We start from the raw sequence: 23,166 nt of genomic DNA, 5'->3' as shown, positions 1-23,166 counted from the left end.
AACGCGTTACCACTTGTAGGTTGCACTTGCGACGACACTGCGCTGGTCGCCGTAGTAGCAGTAGTAGCTGTCGCAAGTCGAGATGTAGTCCTTGTCGAACAGGTTGGTTGCGTTAACGGCCAGCGAAGCGCCTTTGAGGCTGTTGTCCAGGCGACCGAGGTCGTAGTGAACCACTGCGTCGAACACCGTGTAGGCGTCGGCCTTGCCCAGCCAGGTGTTGGCCTGGTCGCCATAGGTATTGCCGGTATAGCGCGCGCCGGCACCGATGCCGAAGCCGTCCAGCACGCCGTTGTGCCAGGTGTAGTCGCCCCACACCGACGCTTGCTGGTTAGGCATCAGTTGCAGGCGATTGCCCTTGTAGATGCCCTCTTGCACTTCGGATTTGGCCAGGGTGTAGGCAGCGGTGACCTTGAGGTTTTCGGTCACGTCGGAAACCGCTTCCAGCTCCAGGCCTTTGACTTTCACTTCGCCGGTCTGGCTGGTGACTGTCACGTTGCCCACGTTGTTGGTGACGGAAACGTTTTTCTGGGTCAGGTCATACACAGCCGCCGTCAGCAGGGTGTTGCTGCCCGGTGGCTGGTACTTGATCCCCAGTTCCCATTGCTTGCCTTCGGTCGGCTTGAACGACTCGGTCGGCGAGGCGACGGCATTGCTGGTCGGCTGGAACGATTCGGCGTAGGACAGGTAGGGCACGAAGCCCGAGTCGAACACGTAGCTGATCGCTGCGTTGCCGCTGAAGTTCTTGTCGCGTTCGGTGTTGGTGGCATCGCCCTTGTTGAAGAACGTGGTACCGGTGTGGACCCAGTCTTCACGACCGCCGAGGGTCAGGCGCCATTGGCCGAGGGCCATCTGGTCCTGGATGTACAGGCCGGTCTGCTGGGTCTTCTGCTCGTAGTCGTAGAACGCCGTGGAGCGTGCCGGACGTTCGATCGGCAAACCATAGATCGGGTCGTTGACGTTGATGCCCGGCGCGGTGCCGAAGATCGAGAGGTAGTTGGTGGTGTTGCGCTGGTGGTCCAGGCCGATCAGCAAGGTGTGACTGACGTCGCCGGTGACGAAGTCGCCCTGGAAGTTGTTGTCCACGGCGAATTGGGCGATGTCTTCGTCGACATTGGTGGTGCCACGGCCGGTGTTGCCCTGATCGTCAACAATAGACCCGTAAGAGGGGCCGTAGCTATTGACGGTCACGGCCTGGAACGACAGCTCCGACTTGGTGTAGCGCAGGTTCTGGCGGAACTGCCAGACATCGTTCAGGCGGTGTTCGAAGGCATAACCCAGCGCGTAGTAGGTGCGGTCGTAGAAGTCGTAGTTCGGGTCACCCAGGTTCTTGTGGTGGGAGATATCGCCGAACGGCATGTCGATCTTGGTGCCCTGGATCGGATAGAACTGACTGGTGATACCGGTATCGTCACGGGTGAACTGCGTGAGCAGGGTGAATTTGGTGTCTTCGCCGATGTTCCAGGTCAGGCTGGGCGCAATGTTGTAGCGCTTGTCATCGATGTGGTCGATGGGCGTGCCGCCGTCGCGCAGCACGCCGCTGAGGCTGTACAGGAACTGGCCTTCGTCGTCGATCTTGCCGGTGCTGGCGAAGTTGATCTGGCGATGATTGTCGCTGCCGTATTGCAGTTGGATCTCGCTGCTGGCTTCAGCACTTGGGCGACGGCTGACCATGTCCAGCAGGCCGCCCGGCGGGGTCTGGCCGTACACCGAGGAGGCCGGGCCGCGAAGCAGCGCCAGGCGGTCGAGGTTCCAGGTTTCCTGTTTCGGGTTGGAGTACACACCCTTTGGCAGTGGCAGGCCGTCGAGGAATTGAGTCGGCTCGAAACCCCGCACGCGCAACCAGTCGGCGCGGGTGTCGCTGCCGAAGCTGCTGGAGGTGATGCCCGGCAAGTAGCGTACGGCATCGTCGAGGGTGTGCGCGTTGCGGTCGTCCATCTGCTCACGAGTGACGACCGAAATCGAACGCGGCGCTTCGACCAGCGCGGTGTCGGTCTTGGTGCCGGCAGCGGTGCGCTTGGCCAGGTAGCCCTGTACCGGGCCCCAGGCGCTTTCAGTGTCTTGCACGCCGATCACGCTGGTGGCCGGCAGGTCCATCACACCCTCGGGCACGGCCACCAGGTTATAGGTGCCCGCACTGCTCAGCTCCAGTTGCAACCCGGTGCCACGCAGGGCTTCGCGCAGGGCGCCGGCTGCGTCGAACTGGCCTTTGACCGGCGCCGAGGTCTTGCCCGCCGCCAGGGATGGATTCAGCGACAGGGCCAAACCGGCCTGGCTGGCAATCTGGTTCAGGGTGCTGGCCAACGGCGCGGGCGGCAGGTTGTAGGCGCGGACGCTGGACACCTGTTCAGCGGCGACCAGTTGGCTACTGGCCAACGGGGTGCAAAGGGCAATGGCGACTGCCAGCAAACTGCGGCGCAACAGGGAGTCTAGCGAACGAGGCATACAGCGGCTCCTGAATGGAAACATTTCTCAATTGCCTGTGTGCCGAACGAAAATCAAAAAGTGATAGGGCTGGATGAAAATAATTTCGATTCAGAAGTCGGTTGCGGCTGGTATTGGGTCAAAACGGTTTTTGCGGGGAGTCGAACGGCGCCATCGCGAGCAAGCTCGCTCCCACATTGGAATGCATTTCAAAATGTGGGAGCGAGCTTGCTCGCGATGACGGCCGATCAGACACAAAGTTTTTCAGGGTTTGGTATCAGCCTTGGCCACGACCTTTACCCACCATTGCGTGTGCTGTTCGATCTGCACCGGCAGGGTTGGCAGCAGGGCATTGAGTGCCAGGTCGGTGTCGCGCAGCGGGAAGCTGCCGGTGATGCGCAGGTCGGCCACTTCCGGTGCGACCCCGACGTAACCGTTTCGATAGCGGCCGATTTCATGCACCAGGTCTTCCAGCCGCGTGTTGTCCACCACCAGCATGCCGCGGGTCCAGGCATCCGCGCCGAGGTTGACGGCCAGAACCGGACCCAGGCCGTTTTTGCGGATCAGCACCTGCTGGCCTTCGCGCAGGATCTGTTCATCAGGGGTGGACTCAGGGTGAACCGCCACCGCCGACTGCAATACGCTCAAGCGCGTTCCGTCTTCCTCGCGCTTGACCAGAAACCGCGTACCCAGCGCGCGCATGCTGCCTTCGCGGGTTTCGACGATGAACGGCCGGGGATCTCCATGGCCGGTTTCAACCAGGATTTCGCCTTCCTGAAGCACGATGCGCCGCTGCTTTTCATCGAAACGCACATCCAGCGCGCTGTGGGTGTTGAGATTGATCAGCGTGCCGTCAGCCAGGCGCAGGGTGCGCTGCTCGCCAACGGCGGTGCGCTGGTCGGCCAGCCAATAGTCGATCGGCAGGTAACGATCCCCGGCGAACAGGGCCAGGCCGATCACGGCAACGACGCTGGCGACACCGTTGCCAAGCTTGCGCACTCGCCGGCGAATACCTTCGCGCGATTGCAGCAAGGCCGTGCGGGCCGGGCCGCTGGCCACGCTGAAACGCTGGTCGAGCATGCCCAACTGGCGCCAGGCGCGGGCGTGCTCTTCGTGGGCCGCGTGCCACTTGGCGAACTCTTCGCGCTCTACCGGGTTGGCGCAGTCCATGGACAACTGCCAGGCAATCGCCGCGTCCAGCACGTTGGCCGATACCGGTTTGGAACTGAGTGGATTCATGTCGGCTCACCATACAGCGCGATGTAGCACTGACGAATGCCTTGGGCCAGGTACTGGCGCACCCGCGGCACCGACACACCGAGGCGCTCGGCAATTTCTGCGTGGCCGAGGCCGTCGAGGCGGTTGTAGAGGAACGCCGCCCGGGCTTTGCTGGATAGCTTGCCTAGCAAGCGGTCGATGTTTTTCAGGTCTTCGAGGATCATTTGCTGTTCTTCCGCCGACGGTTGTTCGGCTTCGGGAATCAGCATCAGCTCGGTGAGGTAGGCCTGTTCCAGCGCGGCGCGACGGAAATAGTCGAACAGCAGGCCCTTGGCGATCGCCACCAGAAACGCCCGCGGCTCGCGCGGTGCCTTCAGTTCCTCACGGCCCAGCAAACGCACGAAAGTGTCCTGGCTCAGGTCTTCGGCCCGCTGCGGGCAGGCGACGTTGCGTCGAAGCCAGGCCAATAGCCAATCGCGATGGTCGCGATATAACGCACCGACGAGCTCACTTTGAGGGCTTGGGACTGACGACACGCCGCATCACCGATTGGGAAATATTAACTAACGAGAATTGTTCGCGATTGTGGCAGAGGCGAGGGAGGTAAGCAATTGGCGTTGGTCGGGTGGGAATTAGGCGACGGCCCCTGTAGGAGCGAGCCTGCTCGCGAAAAACTATCTGACACCTCGGTCTTGCCAGAAAAACGTGTCACCGTTGACGATTTTCGCGAGCAGGCTCGCTCCTACAGGGATGGCGTATGGGTCAGAAGGACGGCGCCTGCTGCCGGCGTCTCCACTGATTCAAGCGCTGTTGCAGATTCAACGGGCTATGAATCTGCTGCTGCCGCGCACGGCTGAACAGGATCAGCGCCAGTTCAGCGGTGGCCAAGGCATCGGCGCTGGCGTGGTGGCGCTCGAAGACTTCGAGCTTGAACCAGTCGATCCAGTCGTCCAGCCCGGCCTCGCGAATGTGCGCCTGGGGGCATAGCAGCGGCGCAATGTCCGCCACATCCAGAAATGGATGCTGCAATTTGAAACCCAGATGATCTTTCAGCGCACGGCCGAGCATGTGCTGGTCAAACGGCGCGTGGAAGGCCAGCACCGGACTGTCCCCGATGTACTCCATCAGGTCGAGCAGTGCTTCTGCCGGGTCGCTGCCCGCTGCAATGGCGCTGGGGCCAATGCCATGGATCAGCACGCTGGGGCCGAGTTTCACTTGCGGATATTGCAGGGTGCGTTCGAACTGCTGGCGAAAGTCGATGGCCCCGTCCTCGATCACCACTGCGCCGATGGACAACACGTGGTCCTTGTTCAGGTTCAAGCCGGTGGTTTCCAGATCGAGCACCACCCAGCGCTGCTCGCGCAGGCTGCACTGCGCCAGGTCGGCAGCCGTCGGTAATTGCTCCAGCCGATGTTGCAGGTGGGCGGGCAGGGCAAGGCTCGGCGGGCGCAGCCACGAAAACAGGCTCATAACTGATACCGCAAGGTCAGGCTGCTTTGCAGGCGTTGTGCCTGGCGCAGAGACTCACGCAGGATGCGCCGGTCCAGATGATTGAGGCTGTCGGGATCGACCCGATTCGAGTAAGGAAAATTCTCCCGGGTCTGTAGTTGGTGTTGCTGCATGCGGGTTTGCTGGATGAAGTGATAGGCCTCTTCGTACGCGGCGCCGTCCAGGGGGTCGATGACTTCCTTGTCGACCAACTGGCGAAAACGCTCCAGCGTGTTGTTCGCTTCGATACCGTGGACCAGGGCCAGCAACCGGGCGCCGTCGACAAAGGGTGCCAGGCCCTGGATCTTCAAGTCCAGGGTGGCCTTCTCGCCATTTTTGCGCGCCAGCACGAACTCGCGGAAACGTCCTACGGGCGGGCGATTGCGCAGCGCGTTCTCGGCCATCATGCGCTGGAACAAACGGTTGTCGCCGACCTGATCGAGAATGCCCCGACGCAACTGCTCACAGCCTTGCTCGCTGCCCCAGACCACGCGCAAATCGAAATAGATGCTCGAACCCAGCAAGTTCTCCGGGGTGGCCTCGCGGATAAACGCCGCAAAGCGCCGTGCCCATTCGGCCCTGGACAGACACAGCTCGGGGTTGCCGGCCATGATATTGCCCTTGCACAAGGTGAAACCGCACAGCGCCAGGCTCTGGTTGATCTGCTGGGCAATGGGCAGCAGCTTGCCGCGAATCTCGGCGGCATGGGCCGCATCCCTGGCTTCGAACAGAATGCCGTTGTCCTGATCGGTGTGCAGGGTCTGCTCGCGACGGCCTTCGCTGCCGAAACACAGCCAGCTGAACGGCACGCCGGGGTCGCCTTTTTCGGCGAGGGTCAGTTCGATCACCCGGCACACGGTGTGGTCGTTGAGCAAGGTGATGATGTGGGTGATCTGCGTCGAAGACGCGCCGTGGGCCAGCATGCGCTCGACCAGTTGACCGATTTCGCCCCGCAGCGCCACCAGGTTTTCCACTTTCTGGGCATTGCGGATAGTGCGCGCCAGGTGCACCAGGTCGACCCGTTGCAGGGAAAACAGATCGCGCTCGGAAACCACGCCGCACAAGCGTTGGTCCTTGACCAGGCAGACATGGGCAATGTGACGCTCGGTCATGGCAATCGCCGCGTCGAATGCACTGTGATCCGGCGACAGGAAGAACGGCGCCCGGGTCATGTGCCCTTCGATGGCTTCGTTGAAATCACTGCTGCCGTTGGCCACTGTCTGACGCAGGTCACGCAGGGTGAAAATCCCCAGTGGCGCCTTGAGTTCATCGACCACCACGATGCTGCCGACCTGTTGTTCGTGCATCAACGTCACGGCTTCGCGCAACGGTGTCTGCGGGGCGCATGTCACCGGGTGGCGCATGGCCAATTCGCCCAGTCGGGTATTGAGCGAGTATTGGGTGCCCAGGGTTTCCACGGCTTTTTGCTGCACTTGCTGGTTGACCTGATCCAGCAGGCTGCTGACGCAGCGCAGGGCGAAGTTGCGGAAGGTGTCCGATAGCGAAAACAGGCGGACGAACGCCGGTTTGTTCAATTGCAGGCAGAAGGTGTCTTCGCCGGCCAGGTGCTCGGTGCGGGTCGCCCGTTCACCCAGCAATGCCGCGAGGGGGAAACACTCGCCGGTGGTGATCTCGAAGACCGTTTCGGTGCCACCTTTTGCCGTATGCGGACGCTCGCCTACGACCCGGCCTTGCTTGACGATATAGAAGTGCTCGACCGGGCCGTCGGCGGGTTTGATGATGCTCTCGCCGGGGGCGTAAAAACGCAGCTGACATTGCTCGACCAGATACGCCAGGTGAGCGTGTTCCATTTGATTGAAGGGCGGGAAGCGCTGAAGGAATTGCAACGTACCCTGGATGTTCTGCAACACCGCGGTTTTCCCTGCCTGTGTGAAGGCGTCCGCTTTACTCATAACCATTACCGCAGTCTTTTTTGAATTGTTGTAGTCGGATGACCCAGACATGGTCGACCCCTGTGGCCGGGGTGCCCATTGGACGTAAGTCTAGGTAGGCAATCAGGGTGATGGAATGTCGGAAAAACCTTACGCAACGGTGAGAAAAACCTCTCTATTCTGCTATTGGAAAAATATCCGACGAAGTGCACATTGGTGGTCTGCTCAGTGATGATTCAGCACTGTGCCAGGGAAATGAATTGAACATGTAGGGAACGCCATGTCCGACCACGATATTTTGAGTGACGCCGAGCGCGAAGCGCTCAGTGCCGTCATGCTGGAACCTGACCTGCCGCTGCAACGGGTGCTGATCGTCGACGACGATAAAGACGCCCGGACGCTGCTGTCAGAGATCCTCGCATTAGAGGGCATTCGCTGCCTGACCGCGGCCAGTGGCGAAGCGGCACTCAAGATCCTGGAGACCGAGGCAGAGATCAAAAAGCCCTCGATCGGTTTACTGATCACCGACCTGCGGATGGGCCGCGTTGACGGTTTGGAACTGATCCGTCAGGTACGCGAATCGGTAAGGGCGGCATTGCCGATCATCATTGTCTCGGGTGACGCCGACGTGAAGGATGCGATCGCCGCGATGCATCTGAGCGTGGTGGACTTTCTGCTCAAACCGATTGATGCCAGTCATCTGCTGACACTGGTAAAACGCGAATTGGGCATTAAATAACTGGGCGCCTGTAATTGTTAGTTACAGGCTGGAGTTGTTTTGGTGGGTTTAACTTGTAATTAAGTTTATCTAATTGGTCTGCGAAAAGGCTACTCACAAATAGCTTGTTTCTTCTTCCGACTATTCAGTTATCGTTCAGTTCTTGAAAGTCAATGCAGGCATCTATTTGATGTTGTACTTGGTTTAATGAAATCTGTCGTAGCACTATCCGGGTTACCAGTTTGGCACTCCGCTTTTTAGTGGCTTGAGTATGCCGATGGTTGTCGTGTATTCAGTCTGCGGCTAGTTCCTGCGGATAAAATACCGACAAAGGTCATTACTCTTCCTGGATTGTGTGGTTGTGTGTCGCTATGAGGACGGTATGATAAAGAAAATTGAATTTCGCGATCTTGTACTTATTGTCGGTGTGACAGTCATGTGGGGCAGTAATTTTACGGTCATTGATATCAGTCTAGACGGTATCGATCCGTTCATATTGACAGCGTTGCGCTTTACTTTCTGTGCATTGCCATTGGTGTTCTTCATCCCGAAACCGAAAGGTGTCAGTACTTTTGTAACTATCGTCTACGGTTTGTTGTTTGGTATCGGAATGTGCTGGCTGATGAACTACGGCATGTTTCTTGGCGTCAGTGCCGGCGTGACATCTTTGCTCTAGCAATTCAGTGCTTTTTTCACGGTCATCTGGGGAGTACTGCTGTTTGGTGAGAAAATGACGGCAATACAAGTGGCCGGCATTCTCATGGCGTTGGTGGGGCTGATGTTCATTATTCATGTAACACACGGTGATGCCGAAAGCTTTGGGCTTTTTCTGGTACTGCTCGGCGCACTGTTCTGGAGTCTTTGCAATGTGCTGGTCAAGAGAAGCAAAGTGGCTGATATATTTTCCTTTGTCGTTTGGTCGAGTCTGTATGCAACACCGCCTCTATACCTGATGACTTACTGGGTCAAGGGAGCAGCCCCTTTCCAGTCGTTGCTAACGGACATAACTGCTCCAGTGCTGGCATCTGTCCTGTTCCAGGCCTATGTGGCGACGGTATTCGGGTATTGGGTGTGGAACCGAATGATTGAGAAGTATCCGGCGAGCCAGGTTGCACCGTTGTCAGTGATTGTTCCGATATCGGGTATCTTGACCTCGTGGTATGTGCTCGACGAATCCATTGGTGGCGAAAAACTGTTTGCGCTCATCATCACGGTCCTTGGAATTGCCTTGTTCATGAATGCAACGAGAATAGGCCGCCACATCGCTGCAAACGCGTTGCGTTTCAGGAGATAGTTCTGAATTTGCAGGGCGCAGAAACAAAAATCCCCCGGTTCTTCAACCGGGGGATTGCTGTGGAGGGAGCTGGTTTACAACCCGTTCTTCGCCTTGAACTCGCGACGACGACGGTGCAGGACCGGCTCGGTGTAACCGTTCGGCTGCTTCGTGCCTTCAACCACCAGTTCGACCGCCGCCTGGAAGGCGATGTTGCTGTCGAAGTTCGGGGCCAGCGGACGGTACAGCGCGTCGCCGGCGTTCTGACGGTCAACCACCGGCGCCATGCGCTTGAGGCTTTCCATGACCTGGTCTTCGGTGACGATGCCATGGCGCAGCCAGTTGGCGATGTGCTGGCTGGAAATACGCAGCGTTGCACGGTCCTCCATCAGGCCGACGTCGTTGATGTCAGGCACTTTCGAACAACCAACGCCCTGGTCGATCCAGCGCACCACGTAACCAAGAATGCCCTGTGAGTTGTTGTCCAGTTCGTTCTTGATCTGTTCGGCGGTCCACTGCGGGTTCACAGCCAGCGGGATGGTCAGGATGTCGTCCACCGAAGCGTGGGCACGTTTGGCCAGTTCGGCCTGACGGGCGAACACGTCAACCTTGTGATAGTGCAGTGCATGCAGGGCAGCAGCGGTCGGCGATGGTACCCAGGCGGTGTTGGCACCGGCCATCGGGTGAGCGATTTTCTGTTCGAGCATCGCTGCCATCAGGTCAGGCATGGCCCACATGCCTTTACCGATCTGTGCGCGACCTTGCAGGCCGGTGCTCAGACCGATATCGACGTTGGAGTTCTCGTAGGCGCCGATCCATTTTTCCGCCTTCATGTCCGCCTTGCGCACCATCGGGCCGGCTTCCATGGAGGTATGGATTTCGTCGCCGGTGCGGTCGAGGAAACCGGTGTTGATGAACACCACGCGCTCGCTCGCCGCCTTGATGCAGGCCTTGAGGTTGATCGTGGTACGACGCTCCTCGTCCATGATCCCGACTTTGAGGGTGTTGCGCGGCAGACCCAGTACGTCTTCGATGCGACCGAACAGTTCGTTGGTGAACGCCGCTTCTTCCGGGCCGTGCATCTTCGGCTTGACGATGTAGATCGAGCCGGTGCGGGTGTTTTTGCGCGAGGTGTTGCCGTTCAGGTTGTGCATCGATGCCAGGCAAGTCACCAGGCCATCGAGAATGCCTTCCGGCACTTCGTTACCGTCTTTGTCCAGAATCGCATCGATGGTCATCAGGTGACCAACGTTACGTACGAACAGCAACGAACGGCCGTGCAGGCTCAGTTCACTGCCATCGACAGCGGTGTAGGTGCGGTCGGCGTTCATGGTGCGGGTAAAGGTCTGACCGCCCTTGGCGACGTTTTCCGACAGATCGCCCTTCATCAGGCCGAGCCAGTTGCGGTAGATCACCACTTTGTCATCGGCGTCGACGGCGGCAACCGAGTCTTCGCAGTCCATGATGGTGGTCAGCGCGGCTTCCATCAGGATGTCTTTGACGCCGGCCGCGTCGGTCTGGCCGACCGGGGTGCTGGCGTCGACCTGGATTTCGAAATGCAGGCCGTTGTTTTTCAGCAGGATCGCGGTCGGTGCAGCGGCATCGCCCTGGAAGCCGATCAGTTGCGCATCGTTGCGCAGGCCGGTGTTGCTGCCACCTTTAAGGGCGACCACCAGTTTGCCGTCGACGATCTTGTAGCCGGTGGAGTCGACGTGGGAGCCGGCCGCCAAAGGCGCCGCTTCGTCGAGGAAGGCACGGGCGAAGGCGATGACCTTGTCACCGCGCACCTTGTTGTAGCCTTTGCCTTTTTCCGCACCGTCGGCTTCGCTGATGGCGTCGGTACCGTAGAGCGCGTCATACAGCGAGCCCCAGCGGGCGTTCGAGGCATTGAGCGCGAAGCGGGCGTTCATCACCGGCACTACAAGCTGCGGGCCGGCCATGCGGGCGATTTCTTCGTCGACGTTTTGCGTCGTTGCCTGGAAATCGGCCGCTTCTGGCAGCAGATAACCGATCTCTTGCAGGAAGGCTTTATAGGCCACGGCGTCGTGCGCTTGACCGGCACGTTCCTGATGCCAGGAATCGATTTGAGCCTGGAAATCATCGCGTTTGGCGAGTAGGGCTTTGTTCTTCGGCGCCAGGTCATGGATGACCTTGTCGGCACCGGCCCAGAACTTATCGGCGGTGAGGCCGGTACCGGGAATGGCTTCGTTGTTCACGAAGTCGAACAGGACTTTGGCGACCTGCAGGCCACCGACTTGAACGTGTTCAGTCATTGCTTGCCTCACTCTGCTCAGCTATTTCGCTTTTCAGCTCTTCAATTTAACAATGAAGCCGTTGGCCATTTAAACCACAAACCCCTCTACCAGTACATGCCCATGACGGGCGGCTGGGTTGGGACCAATCAACGGCTTGGGGCCTTGCTGACAGGGCTTTCAGGGTTGCGAACGTGCCTGCGGCAGACATCGATCCAACGTTATGTAGTGCGCGCTGCGGCATACTACATGATGAATTGCGGTTGTGAAAATTAGACTAATTACGTCGTTCTGCGACCCCATGACGCATTGCGGTCACGTCGGGGAGCGTGATGTTCTCAAAAAACTATTGGATTGTTCCAGTTAAATATCAAAAGTTGTACACGATTTGTTGGGTCAGTCAGATCGGCGGTGCAACCATTCGCGAGCAAGCCCGCTCCCACAAGGACAGCGCGTGACCCTGTGGGAGCGGGCTTGTCCGCGAAGAGGCCAGTCGATACACCATTGATTCCGGATCTGCCCAGGCACCTTCCATCCCTTGCCTATACTTGGTTCTCTATAACAAAAGTCATGACTAGAGGGCTGCGCCATGGACCACCTCGTACTCACTGTTTTTGCTCCGGACAAGCCCGGGCAAGTCGAGCGCATTGCCCAATGCATTGCCGAGCACGGCGGCAATTGGCTGGAAAGCCGCATGTCGCGCATGGCGGGACAATTCGCCGGGATTCTTCGGGTGGGGGTGCCGGCCGAGGCCTACGACGAATTGGTCGATGCCCTGCAGGGTTTGTCCGCCCAGGATATTCGCGTGTTGATCGCTGAAAGCGGTATCGAACAATCCTGCACCTGGAAACCGATCGCCATGGAACTGGTAGGCAATGATCGTCCGGGGATCGTGCGTGACATCACGCGCTTGCTGAGCGAGCAGGGGGTGAATCTGGAACGGCTGGTCACCGAAGTGCGCCCGGCACCGATGAGCAGCGAGCCGCTGTTTCACGCCGAAGCGATTCTCGCGGTACCGCTGACCCTGTCGCTGGACGTACTGCAATCGCGCCTGGAAACCCTGGCTGACGACCTGATGGTCGAGTTGGTGCTGCGCAGTGAACCCTGATCAGGTTATCCAAGTTAAACGTGCACCGGCCTGTGGATAACCTGTAGAGACACCCCGCCAGGCCATGTCGACCGGGGCTCTTCAGGTTCTGATCAAAAAACCAGCAGTTTCAGATACTTGCGCACAAACGGCGGGGATCACGCTGTGGATAACCTTGGGAAGGAATGATGCAGGCCACGGGAGACGTGGCCTGTAGGGTTTTGTGCGTTTTTTGATCAGCTGCGGCGGCGCAAACTTATCCACGCATCGATGCTGTAAACCGCCAGGCCGGCCCAGATAAACATGAACGCTACCAAGGTGCTGGACGACAGGTGCTCGCCAAACAGCAGGACCGCTTGCAGCAGTACCAGTGTCGGCGCCAGGTACTGGATAAAGCCCAGTGTCGTGTAGGGCAAATGCCGTGCAGCAGCGTTGAAGCAGACCAGCGGTACCAGCGTGATCGGGCCGGCGGCGACCAGCCACCAGGCTTGGGAGGTGGTCCAGAATTCGGCCTGGGCGCTGCTGGCCGTCGGATTGAGCAGCAACCAGCCGAGGGCAATCGGCACCAGCATCCAGGTTTCCACCACCAGCCCCGGCAGCGCCTTGACTGGCGCCTGCTTGCGAATCAGGCCATAGAAACCGAAGGTCAGAGCCAGCACCAGCGACACCCACGGCAGGCTGCCGACTTGCCAGACTTGCTGCGCCACACCGACAGCCGCCAGACCGACGGCAATCCATTGCATGCGCCGCAGCCGTTCGCCGAGGATCAGCATGCCCAGCAACACGTTCACCAACGGGTTGATGTAGTAGCCGAGGCTGGCCTCCAGCATGCGTCCGTTGTTCACCGACCAGACGTAGGTCAGCCAGTTGGCCGCGATCAGCGCACCGCTCAGTGCCAGGATCGCCAGCCGCCGCGGGTTTTCCCGCAGTTCGCGCCACCAGCCGGGATGCTTCCAGACCATCAGCAACAAGGCGCCGAACAGTGCCGACCACAGCACCCGGTGGATGATGATTTCCACGGCGGGCACGCTGGCGATGGCTTTGAAATAGAGGGGGAAAAGCCCCCAGATGATGTAGGCACTCAGGCCTAGAATGTACCCGCGACGCGGGTTGGCGGCTTGCATGCAGAATCCTTGCTTAGGCAGCTAACAAAGAAGGGATTGTAAGGAGATTTGTCTGCGAATGTCCTGACTGAATAGGTTGGGTATTTGTGAACGCGGTACCTGTGGGAGCGGGCTTGCTCGCGAAGGCGGTGAGTCATTCAACATTGATGTCGACTGACACGCCGCTTTCGCGAGCAAGCCCGCTCCCACATTTGTTCTGTGTGGGTCAGAAGAGTTTTAGTGGCTCTTCATTGAGCGCCGCCAGTTGTTCGCGCAACGCCAATACCTGGTCCCCCCAATAACGCTCGGTGCCGAACCACGGGAAACTGCGGGGGAAGGCCGGATCTTCCCAGCGGCGGGCGAGCCAGGCGCTGTAGTGCATCAGGCGCAAGGCGCGCAACGGTTCGATCAAGGCCAGTTCACGCGGGTCGAAGTCGTGGAACTCGTTGTAGCCGTCCATCAGTTCCGACAGCTGGCTCAGGCAATCCTGACGATCGCCAGCGAGCATCATCCAGATGTCCTGCACCGCCGGACCCATGCGGCAGTCGTCGAGGTCGACGATATGGAACATCTCGTCGCGGCACATCATGTTGCCGGGGTGGCAGTCACCGTGCATGCGGATGTTCTGGTGCGGTGTGTTGCTGTAGGCATCTTCCACACGCTTGAGCAGATCGCGGGCCACCGATTCGTAGGCCGGCAGCAGGCTGCGGGGGATGAAATTGCCGTCGAGCAACGTGGCCAGCGAGTCATGGCCGAAATTTTTCACCGCCAGCGCTTCACGGTGCTCGAACGGCCGGGTCGAGCCGACCGCATGCAGGCGCCCGAGCAACTGGCCCAGGCGATACAACTGGTCGAGGTTGCCCGGCTCCGGCGCGCGGCCGCCACGGCGGGGGAACAGGGTGAAACGGAAGCCGTTGTGTTCGTGCAGGGTTTCACCGTTGTGGATCAACGGCGCCACGACCGGCACCTCGCAGTCGGCGAGTTCGGCGGTGAACTGGTGCTCTTCCAGAATCGCTTCGTTGCTCCAGCGTTGCGGCCGGTAGAACTTGGCGATCAGCGGCTCGGCGTCTTCGATACCGACTTGATAGACGCGGTTCTCGTAGCTGTTGAGGGCCAGGATGCGCGCGTCGCTGAGAAAGCCGATGCTTTCGACGGCATCGAGCACGAGGTCTGGTGTGAGGGTTTCAAACGGGTGGGCCATGCTGACTCCTGCGCGCAGCAGGCTGCTGCGTCCGGCCAGGCATGGTAGCGCAGACGGCGCGGTTTTAGGGGGTGGGCTTGAGATGTGTGGTGTCTGGGCTGACGCCTTCGCGGGCAAGCCCGCTCCCACAAGGACAACATGATTCCCTGTGGGAGCGAGCTTGCTCGCGATGAGGGCCTGTCAGGCGCCGACGATCCCGCCATCTTCCCGCGAAATTGCCATCACCGAGGACCGCGGTTTGCCGTTAGGCAGGTGCTCGGGGAAGGTCGAACCGCCGTTTTCGCCCGGATGCTGGATCCCGACAAACAGGGTTTTCTGATCTGGCGAGAAGCTGATCCCCGTCACTTCACAACCTACCGGGCCAACCATGAAGCGGCGGATCTCGCCGGTTACCGGGTCGGCACAGAGCATCTGGTTGTTGCCCATGCCGGCAAAGTCTCCGGCGTTGCTCGAATCGCCATCGGTGAGAATCCACAAGCGTCCGGCCTTGTCGAAGCCCAAACCGTCCGGGCTGTTGAACATGTTTTGCGGCGTGATATTCGACGATCCGCCTTTGGGTGTGCCGGCGTGAACCCCCGGATTACCGGCGACGACGAACAGGTCCCAGGCAAAAGTTTTCGAGCCGTGATCGTCACGCTCGGTGCGCCAGCGCAGGATCTGCCCGTAAACGTTCTTCTCGCGCGGGTTCGGCCCGCCCACCGGTTGCCCGTCTTCGCCGCGTTTGGCGTTGTTGGTCAGCGTGCAGTAGACCTGGCCGTCCTTGGGGCTGACCACGATCCATTCCGGGCGGTCCATGCGCGTGGCCTTCACCACACTGGCGGCGAGACGCGCGTGGATCAGCACTTCGGCCTGATCGGCAAAACCACTGCTGGCGTCGATGCCGTTTTTGCCGTGGGTCAGTTCGATCCATTCACCCAGGCCTTTCGGGTGATCGACGTTACCGTCGCCGGCATCGAAACGCGCCACGTACAGGGTGCCGTGATCGAGAATGTCGCGGTTGGCCTTGGGGTTCTTGTGGTCGATCTTGTCGCGGCTGACGAATTTGTAGATGAACTCACCGCGTTCATCGTCGCCCATGTACACCACGGCATGACCGTCGCCAGTTTCCGCAAGGGCTGCGTTTTCGTGTTTGAAGCGCCCGAGGGCCGTGCGTTTGACCGGCGTCGACTTCGGATCGAACGGATCGATCTCCACCACCCAGCCGTGACGGTTCAGCTCGTTGGGGTTCTTGGCCATGTCGAAGCGTTCGTCGTGCTGGTGCCAGTTGATCTCTTTGCTGGTGGCCACCACGCCGTAGCGTTTTTGCGCCGGGTCGAATTTCTGCTCGGCGTTGCTGCTGCCGAAGCAGTCGGTGAAGTTCTCTTCACAGGTCAGATAGGTGCCCCACGGCGTCTTGCCGTTGGCGCAGTTCTGGAACGTGCCGAGGACGTTCTTGCCGTGCGGATCGGCGCTGGTTTTCAGCAGGGCATGTCCGGCGGCCGGGCCGCTCAGGGTGATCGGTGCGTTGCCGTGAATGCGGCGGTTGTAGCGCGAGCCCTGGACGAATTGCCATTGGCCGTTCTTGCGCTGCACTTCAATCACCGACACACCTTCGCAGGCCAGCGCCTTGCGCACTTCTTGCGCCGATTGCGGCATGCCGCCGTGGGCGTAGAGGTAGCGGTAGTTGGTGTATTCGTTGTTGATCGCCATCAGCGCCCGGTCTTTTTCACCCGGAAATTCGAACAGGCTCATGCCGTCGTTGTTGTCGCCGAACTGGACTTCCTGATGTTCGGCGCTGCCGTTGCCGCTCGGGTCGAACGCCGGGCCGTCCTTGTACAGAGGCTGGCCCCAGCTGATCAGCACCGAGGACTTGTAGCCCGCTGGCAGGGTGATGGTGTCGCTGGTGGCGGCGGCAATGCTGTCGAAGCCCAGCAACTGGCTGTTGCCGGCGCTGACGCTGGCGGCCATCACGCTACGGCTCAGCAGGTTGCCGCCGAGGAACATCGCCGCGCCGCACAGGGCACCTGCGCTGATGAAGCCGCGACGGCTGAGGCCGACCATGTTTTCGAGGTCGGTGGACTGGTTTTCTTCTAATAGGCTCATTTCAGGCTCCCTGCGATTTGTGCAGACACCTTAATGAAGAGTAATGAACCTTTTGTTGCAGTTTGTTTAAAGCGGCGTGCCCAGCAGAACCCTGGACGGCGAAAACTCCACGCGCACCGGTTTGCCGGACGTCAGCCCCAATGCCTGCAGATGTCTCGATTCGGCCAATGCGCACAGCGTCAGGCCGTTGGGCAGGGTGATGCGCACTTCGCTGGGGCCATCGTCGGCGTCGAGGATTTTTTCGATGATGCCGTTGAGGCAATTGTGTCCAGGGGTTTCGACGGAGTCGATTTCCAGCACGTCGAGCCAGCCGGCCTTGATCAATGCCACGACTTCGCTGCCGATTTGCAGCTCCAGGCGCTCGGTGCTGTCGTGGGTGATTTGCGCGGCGACGATCACGCCTTTGGCAACTTCCAGGCGAATCAGGTCGTTGCGCCCCTGAGGTTCAATCGCGATCACCTTGCCGTGCAACTGATTGCGCGCGCTGGTACGCAGCATCAGGCGCCCGAGCAGGTCGAGGTCGTTCGCGTCTTCAGCGGCTTCCAGCACCTGGGCCTGCAAGGCTTGCAGCTTCTGGTACAGGCGCAACACCCGCTCACCTTCGTTGGACAGGCGCGCACCGCCGCCGCCCTTGCCGCCGACGATCCGCTCCACCAGCGGCTTCTGCGCCAGGTTGTTCAGCTCATCGATCGCATCCCAGGCGGCCTTGTAGCTCAGGCCCGCGCTTTTGGCCGCGCGGGTGATCGAGCCTTGTTCGGCGATGTGCTGCAGCAGGGCGATGCGCTGCGGACGGCGGACAATGTGCTGGGACAACAAGGTTGGCAAAGACATGACAAGTCGCTTTGGGTGGTGACGATGGTGAGGACGTTGGCCGCTTGGACCGCGCGAGTCAAGTCAGGGTGTCTCGCCGGGTTTAGGCGTACGGGCCAGGCAATAGACGTCGACCCTTGCCGCACCGGCGTCCATCAGCAGGCGAGCCAGGGCCTGGGCCGTGGCGCCGGTGGTCAGTACGTCGTCGACCAGGGCCAGGTGCAGGCCTTTGACGACGGCGCCGGGTGCCAGGGCGAAAGCGTTGCGCAGGTTTTTTCGGCGGTCTTGGGCGTTCAAGGCCTGTTGGGCGTCGGTGTCTTGGGTGCGTAGCAGCAACCGTTCGTCGCAAGGGATATCGAGACTCGCACTCAACCAGCGAGCCAGCATCGCCGCCTGATTGAACCCGCGCTGGCGCAGGCGTCGGTTGGCCAGCGGTACCGGGATCAGCGCATCGGGGCGCTGCAGATCGTCTTCGAAGCGATGTTGCAGGTATTGAACGAGAAGTTCGGCGAGCAGGCGGCCAAACGGCCACTTGGCGTTGTGTTTGAAGCGGGTGATCAGGCTGTCTACCGGAAAGCTGTAGGTCCAGGGGACAATCACTTGTTCGAAGGCCGGCGGCTGCTTCAAGCAATGGCCGCAGGTGAGGCCCGCGGCCGGGAGCGGCAGGGCGCAGGTCAGGCAGTGATCGCCGAGCCAGGGCAATTCGATTTCGCAGGCCGTGCAGACAGGAGGGATGCCGTCGGCCGTTTCATCGCACAAAAGACATGATTGTTTGTTTTTTAACCAGATGTAAACCGGCCCTTCGTATCGTGGTTGACAGCGCATCGCTCTTCCTTAAATATGCCGAAACATCTGTGAGGCGACTGTGACATTCCATTGCCCAGCCGCATGCCAAAGCATAATTCAAAGGAAACGCCCATGAGTGCCAGCACCACTGCAACCCTGCGTCATGACTGGACTTTGGCCGAAGTCAAAGCACTCTTCGTTCAGCCATTCAATGACCTGCTGTTCCAGGCGCAGACGGTGCACCGTGCGCATTTCGACGCCAACCGCGTCCAGGTGTCGACCCTGTTGTCGATCAAAACCGGCGCCTGCCCGGAAGATTGCAAATATTGTCCACAGTCCGGTCACTACAACACCGGCCTGGAAAAAGAAAAACTGATGGAGGTGCAGAAGGTCCTCGAAGAGGCCGCTCGTGCCAAGGCCATCGGCTCGACCCGCTTCTGCATGGGCGCGGCGTGGAAACACCCGTCGGCCAAGGACATGCCGTACGTGTTGAAAATGGTCGAAGGCGTGAAGGCCATGGGTCTGGAAACCTGCATGACCCTCGGTCGCCTGGATCAGGAGCAGACCGAAGCGCTGGCCAATGCCGGCCTCGACTATTACAACCACAACCTCGACACCTCGCCTGAGTTCTACGGCAGCATCATCACCACCCGCACCTACAGTGAGCGCCTGCAAACCCTGGCGTATGTGCGTGAATCGGGGATGAAGATCTGCTCCGGCGGCATTCTCGGCATGGGCGAGTCGCTGGACGACCGCGCCAACCTGCTGATCCAGCTGGCCAACCTGCCGGAGCATCCGGAGTCGGTGCCGATCAACATGCTGGTGAAAGTCGCCGGTACACCGCTGGAAAATGCTGACGACGTCGACCCGTTCGACTTCATCCGCATGCTCGCCGTCGCGCGCATCCTGATGCCGCAATCTCACGTGCGCCTGTCCGCCGGCCGCGAAGCCATGAACGAGCAGATGCAGGCCCTGGCGTTCTTCGCCGGTGCCAACTCGATTTTCTACGGTGACAAACTGCTGACCACCGCCAACCCGCAGGCCGACAAGGACATGCAACTGTTCTCGCGCCTGGGCATCCTGCCGGAAGCCCGCGAAGAGCACGCCGATGAAGTGCATCAGGCGGCTATCGAGCAGGCGCTGGTGGAGCAGAAGAGCAGCGAGCAGTTCTATAACGCGGCGGTTTGAATCCAGCATTTATTCCTCTGAAGGAATGCAAAACCCTGTGGGAGCGGGCTTGCTCGCGAATGCGGACTGACATTCAACATTGATGTTGGCTGACACGACGCATTCGCGAGCAAGCCCGCTCCCACAGGGGATCTGTGTCATTTGATAGTCGAGGCCTGCATGTCTTTCGATCTCGCCGCACGCCTTGCTGCCCGTCGTGCCGAAAACCTCTACCGCCAGCGCCCGCTGCTCGAAAGCCCGCAGGGGCCGCAAGTGGTGGTCGATGGCCAGCCATTGCTGGCGTTCTGTAACAACGACTACCTGGGCCTGGCCAACCATCCGCAAGTGATCGAAGCCTGGCGCGCCGGCGCTTCGAAGTGGGGGGTGGGCGGAGGGGCATCACACCTGGTCATCGGCCATAGCTCCCCGCACCATGCCCTGGAAGAAGCGTTGGCCGACCTGACCGGTCGCCCGCGCGCGTTGTTGTTCACCACCGGCTACATGGCCAACCTCGGCGCGGTCACGGCGCTGGTGGGGCAGGGTGATACGGTGCTCGAAGACCGGCTCAATCATGCGTCGCTGCTCGACGCAGGGCTGTTGTCCGGTGCGCGGTTCAATCGTTATCTGCACAACGACGCGGTGAGCCTGGCCAAACGCCTGGAAAAAGCCAGCGGCAATACGCTGGTGGTCACCGACGGCGTGTTCAGCATGGACGGTGATATCGCCGACTTGCCAGCGCTGGCCCGAGAAGCCAAGGCCAAAGGCGCCTGGTTGATGGTCGACGATGCCCATGGTTTTGGTCCGTTGGGTGCCAACGGTGGCGGCATCGTCGAACACTTCGGCTTGAGCCAGGATGACGTTCCGGTGCTGGTCGGCACCCTCGGCAAGGCGTTCGGTACGGCGGGTGCCTTTGTGGCTGGCAGCGAAGAGCTGATCGAAAGCCTGATCCAGTTCGCCCGTCCCTACATCTACACCACCAGCCAGCCACCTGCGCTGGCCTGTGCCACGTTGAAAAGCCTGGAACTGCTGCGCAGCGAACACTGGCGCCGCGAGCATTTGCAGACGCTGATCCGCCAGTTCCGCCACGGTGCCGAACAGATTGGCCTGGAACTCATGGACAGCTTCACGCCGATCCAGCCGATCATGGTCGGTGACGCGGGGCGCGCGGTGCGCCTTTCGCAGATGCTGCGCGAACGCGGGTTGATGGTGACCGCGATTCGCCCGCCGACCGTACCCGCCGGCAGCGCCCGGCTGCGGGTCACGCTGACGGCTGCCCACAGTGAAGCCCAGGTACAGCTATTGTTAAACGGACTGGCCGATTGTTTTCAACAACTGAAGCCGGAGCCAAGCCATGCGTGATCGTCTGATTCTGCTGCCCGGTTGGGGCCTTGGCGTTTCACCGCTGGAGCCTCTGGCGGCGGCTTTGCGAGGCCTGGATGAGCACCTGCACGTCGAGATCGAGCCGTTGCCGGAGCTGGAGTCGAGCGACCTTGAAGAGTGGCTCGATGAGCTTGAATCGACCTTGCCGCAAGACGCCTGGCTTGGCGGTTGGTCATTGGGCGGCATGCTCGCCTGCGAGTTGGCGGCCCGGCGTGGCGATCGCTGCTGTGGTGTGTTCACCCTGGCCAGCAACGCTTCTTTTGTCGCCCATGAGCAATGGTCAAGCGCCATGCCAGGGGAAACCTTCGATGCGTTTCTGGCGGGCTGTGAAGCCGATCCGCGCGCGACATTGAAACGTTTTTCACTGCTCTGCGCCCAGGGCGCCGAAGACCCGCGCGGATTGTCGCGGTTGTTGCTCGGTGGCGCCCCGAACACCGCCGCGCCGGTGCTGCTCAGTGGTCTGCAAGTGCTCGCGCAACTGGATACCCGACAGGCTTTGCAAGCGTTCCGCGGTCCGCAACTGCATCTGTTCGCCGGCCTCGACGGGCTGGTGCCGGCGCAAGCGGCGGGCGAGTTGCTGGCATTGCTGCCGGATGTCGAAATCGGTCTGATTGAACAGGCCAGCCACGCGTTTCTCCTGGAGGATCCCCACGGTGTGGCGGGGGCGATCCAGGCCTTTTTGCATGAGTCCGGCGATGACTGATCTATCCTTTCCCAACCTGCCCGGCGCCTTGCCTGACAAGCGCCAGGTAGCAGCATCATTCTCCCGCGCGGCGGCCAGCTATGACAGCGTGGCCGAGTTGCAGCGTGATGTCGGCAGCCAATTGCTCAAGCGCTTGCCGCAGGACTTTGTACCGCAGCGCTGGCTGGATCTGGGCTGCGGCACCGGGCATTTCAGTCGTGCCTTGGGTGAGCGGTTTCCGGGCAGCCACGGTGTGGCGCTGGACATCGCCGAAGGCATGCTCAACCACGCCCGGCCATTGGGCGGTGCCGCGCACTTCGTGGCCGGCGATGCCGAGCGATTGCCACTGCAGGATTCGACCTGCGACCTGATCTTCTCCAGCCTGGCGGTGCAGTGGTGCGCGGACTTCGACTCGGTGCTCGGTGAAGCCTTTCGGGTGCTGAAACCGGGTGGCATTTTCGCGTTTGCTAGTCTGTGTGTAGGGACGTTGTTCGAATTGCGCGACAGCTGGCGGCAGGTCGACGGCATGGTGCACGTCAATCGCTTCCGGGCGTTTGGTGTTTATCAGCAGTTGTGTGCGGCCAGCGGCTTGAGGGTGCTCAGTCTGCAAAATCTCGCGCACGTGCTGCATTACCCGGATGTGCGCAGCCTGACCCATGAACTCAAGGCGTTGGGTGCGCACAATCTCAATCCCGGGCGGCCCGGTGGCTTGACCGGCCGGGCGCGGATTCTGGGTCTGATTGAGGCTTATGAACAGTTTCGTCAGGCCCAGGGACTGCCGGCGACTTATCAAGTGGTGTACGCCGTTTTGGAGAAGCCCTTATGAGCGCAGCCTATTTCATCGCCGGCACGGATACCGATGTCGGTAAAACCACGGTCGCTGCGGGGCTGCTGCATGCGGCGCGTTCGGCGGGTTTGAGCACGGCGGCGGGCAAGCCGGTCGCTTCCGGTTGCGATGTGACGCCCAAAGGTTTGCGCAACGCCGATGCGCTGGCCTTGCTGGCGGAGTGTTCGCTGCCGCTGACGTATGCACAGGTCAATCCGGTGGCCTTCGAACCGGCCATTGCCCCGCATCTGGCGGCGCGAGAGGCGGGCGTGGCGCTGACGGTGCAGTCGTTGCTGGCGCCGATGCGGCAGATTCTGGGGATGCAGGCGGACTTCACCCTGATCGAAGGCGCCGGCGGCTGGCGCGTACCCTTGGCGGATCAGGACAATCTGTCGGACCTGGCCATCGCATTGAAGCTGCCGGTGATCCTGGTGGTCGGCGTGCGGTTGGGGTGTATCAGCCATGCCTTGTTGACCGCCGAAGCGATTGCCCGGGACGGTTTGCAACTGGCGGGATGGGTGGCCAATATCATCGACCCCAAGACCTCGCGGCTGGAAGAAAACCTGGCCACCCTTGCCGAGCGCATCCCGGCGCCATGCCTGGGGCGTGTGCCTAAACTCAAGGCCGTTACGGCCGAGGCAGTGGCCGAGCACTTGCAACTGGACCTGTTGGACTGACGTTTTTGCAATGCGGGCTTTGCCTATGATAAGGCACTGTGCCATTAGAGTTTTTGACGGGTGTTTTGCCAGCCACTCTGCTTCAATGGCCGCTGTTGATCCT

General features: G+C 60.4%; 20 protein-coding genes. 9 read left to right on the top strand and 11 right to left on the bottom strand.

Annotated elements, in window-relative coordinates; genetic code table 11:
- Positions 1-6: 6 nt before the first annotated feature.
- The 5 genes from AC3IT6_RS26845 to AC3IT6_RS26825 form a co-directional block, all read right to left on the bottom strand.
- The gene (locus AC3IT6_RS26845) at positions 7-2,442 is read right to left on the bottom strand and encodes a TonB-dependent siderophore receptor (RefSeq protein WP_489353637.1); all 2,436 of its coding nucleotides are present in this window, start codon (positions 2,440-2,442) and stop codon (positions 7-9) included.
- A gap of 243 nt (positions 2,443-2,685) precedes the next feature.
- Positions 2,686-3,660, bottom strand: coding sequence for a FecR domain-containing protein (locus AC3IT6_RS26840; protein WP_223445549.1), 975 nt, complete (start codon positions 3,658-3,660; stop codon positions 2,686-2,688).
- Positions 3,657-4,175, bottom strand: a complete 519-nt coding sequence (locus AC3IT6_RS26835) for an RNA polymerase sigma factor (RefSeq protein WP_223445551.1) — start codon at positions 4,173-4,175, stop codon at positions 3,657-3,659. Before AC3IT6_RS26835 ends, AC3IT6_RS26840 begins: the two co-directional genes overlap by 4 nt.
- A 226-nt stretch (positions 4,176-4,401) precedes the next feature.
- The gene (locus AC3IT6_RS26830) at positions 4,402-5,109 is read right to left on the bottom strand and encodes a 3'-5' exonuclease (protein ID WP_489353636.1); all 708 of its coding nucleotides are present in this window, start codon (positions 5,107-5,109) and stop codon (positions 4,402-4,404) included.
- Positions 5,106-7,046: a putative nucleotidyltransferase substrate binding domain-containing protein gene (locus tag AC3IT6_RS26825; RefSeq protein ID WP_150759050.1), complete on the bottom strand. Its 1,941-nt coding sequence runs from the start codon at positions 7,044-7,046 to the stop codon at positions 5,106-5,108. Before AC3IT6_RS26825 ends, AC3IT6_RS26830 begins: the two co-directional genes overlap by 4 nt.
- Positions 7,047-7,299: 253 nt before the next feature.
- Between AC3IT6_RS26825 and AC3IT6_RS26820 the strand changes: the two genes are divergently transcribed.
- From AC3IT6_RS26820 to AC3IT6_RS26810, 3 genes are all read left to right on the top strand, one after another.
- Complete coding sequence (locus AC3IT6_RS26820) at positions 7,300-7,758, top strand: response regulator (protein WP_223445557.1); 459 nt, start codon at positions 7,300-7,302, stop codon at positions 7,756-7,758.
- Between the two features lie 361 nt (positions 7,759-8,119).
- The gene (locus AC3IT6_RS26815) at positions 8,120-8,413 is read left to right on the top strand and encodes an EamA family transporter (RefSeq protein ID WP_489353635.1); all 294 of its coding nucleotides are present in this window, start codon (positions 8,120-8,122) and stop codon (positions 8,411-8,413) included.
- A gap of 54 nt (positions 8,414-8,467) precedes the next feature.
- Entirely contained in the window at positions 8,468-9,031 is a 564-nt protein-coding gene (locus tag AC3IT6_RS26810; protein WP_489353634.1) for a DMT family transporter, read from the top strand.
- Between the two features lie 74 nt (positions 9,032-9,105).
- Here the strand turns inward: AC3IT6_RS26810 and AC3IT6_RS26805 are convergent, their stop codons facing one another.
- A complete protein-coding gene (locus tag AC3IT6_RS26805; protein WP_489353633.1) occupies positions 9,106-11,283 on the bottom strand; it encodes a malate synthase G in 2,178 nt (725 codons plus the stop codon).
- 568 nt (positions 11,284-11,851) lie between these two features.
- Between AC3IT6_RS26805 and AC3IT6_RS26800 the strand changes: the two genes are divergently transcribed.
- Positions 11,852-12,370 (top strand): glycine cleavage system transcriptional repressor, encoded by a 519-nt coding sequence (locus AC3IT6_RS26800; RefSeq protein ID WP_095944918.1) that lies wholly within the window; start codon positions 11,852-11,854, stop codon positions 12,368-12,370.
- A 215-nt stretch (positions 12,371-12,585) separates the two neighbouring features.
- On the opposite strand, the gene rarD is transcribed toward AC3IT6_RS26800, so the two are convergent.
- From rarD to AC3IT6_RS26775, 5 genes are all read right to left on the bottom strand, one after another.
- Positions 12,586-13,473: an EamA family transporter RarD gene (gene rarD / locus AC3IT6_RS26795; protein WP_489353632.1), complete on the bottom strand. Its 888-nt coding sequence runs from the start codon at positions 13,471-13,473 to the stop codon at positions 12,586-12,588.
- 205 nt (positions 13,474-13,678) lie between these two features.
- Positions 13,679-14,653, bottom strand: coding sequence for a serine/threonine protein kinase (locus AC3IT6_RS26790; RefSeq protein WP_095944920.1), 975 nt, complete (start codon positions 14,651-14,653; stop codon positions 13,679-13,681).
- 180 nt (positions 14,654-14,833) lie between these two features.
- Positions 14,834-16,735 carry a PhoX family protein gene (locus AC3IT6_RS26785; RefSeq protein WP_489353631.1) on the bottom strand — a complete coding sequence of 634 codons (1,902 nt, stop codon included), beginning with the start codon at positions 16,733-16,735 and terminating at the stop codon, positions 14,834-14,836.
- A gap of 66 nt (positions 16,736-16,801) precedes the next feature.
- On the bottom strand, positions 16,802-17,566 hold the full coding sequence (locus tag AC3IT6_RS26780) for a TOBE domain-containing protein (RefSeq protein ID WP_489353630.1): 765 nt from the start codon (positions 17,564-17,566) through the stop codon (positions 16,802-16,804).
- A 63-nt stretch (positions 17,567-17,629) separates the two neighbouring features.
- Positions 17,630-18,370: a ComFC family protein gene (locus tag AC3IT6_RS26775; protein ID WP_489353629.1), complete on the bottom strand. Its 741-nt coding sequence runs from the start codon at positions 18,368-18,370 to the stop codon at positions 17,630-17,632.
- Between the two features lie 93 nt (positions 18,371-18,463).
- Between AC3IT6_RS26775 and bioB the strand changes: the two genes are divergently transcribed.
- From bioB to bioD, 5 genes are all read left to right on the top strand, one after another.
- The gene (gene bioB, locus AC3IT6_RS26770; RefSeq protein WP_150725167.1) at positions 18,464-19,519 is read left to right on the top strand and encodes a biotin synthase BioB; all 1,056 of its coding nucleotides are present in this window, start codon (positions 18,464-18,466) and stop codon (positions 19,517-19,519) included.
- 159 nt (positions 19,520-19,678) lie between these two features.
- Positions 19,679-20,857, top strand: coding sequence for an 8-amino-7-oxononanoate synthase (gene bioF, locus AC3IT6_RS26765; RefSeq protein ID WP_489353628.1), 1,179 nt, complete (start codon positions 19,679-19,681; stop codon positions 20,855-20,857).
- On the top strand, positions 20,850-21,581 hold the full coding sequence (locus AC3IT6_RS26760; protein WP_489353627.1) for an alpha/beta fold hydrolase: 732 nt from the start codon (positions 20,850-20,852) through the stop codon (positions 21,579-21,581). Before bioF ends, AC3IT6_RS26760 begins: the two co-directional genes overlap by 8 nt.
- Positions 21,574-22,386: a malonyl-ACP O-methyltransferase BioC gene (gene bioC, locus AC3IT6_RS26755; RefSeq protein ID WP_489353626.1), complete on the top strand. Its 813-nt coding sequence runs from the start codon at positions 21,574-21,576 to the stop codon at positions 22,384-22,386. The genes AC3IT6_RS26760 and bioC overlap by 8 nt, the downstream gene beginning before the upstream one ends.
- Entirely contained in the window at positions 22,383-23,063 is a 681-nt protein-coding gene (gene bioD, locus AC3IT6_RS26750; RefSeq protein ID WP_489353625.1) for a dethiobiotin synthase, read from the top strand. Before bioC ends, bioD begins: the two co-directional genes overlap by 4 nt.
- Positions 23,064-23,166: the final 103 nt, after the last annotated feature.

The organism is Pseudomonas sp. KH_017 (assembly GCF_057840285.1).
Note: the sequence above shows the minus strand (reverse complement) of the source record. Positions and strands in the feature narration are given on the sequence as shown.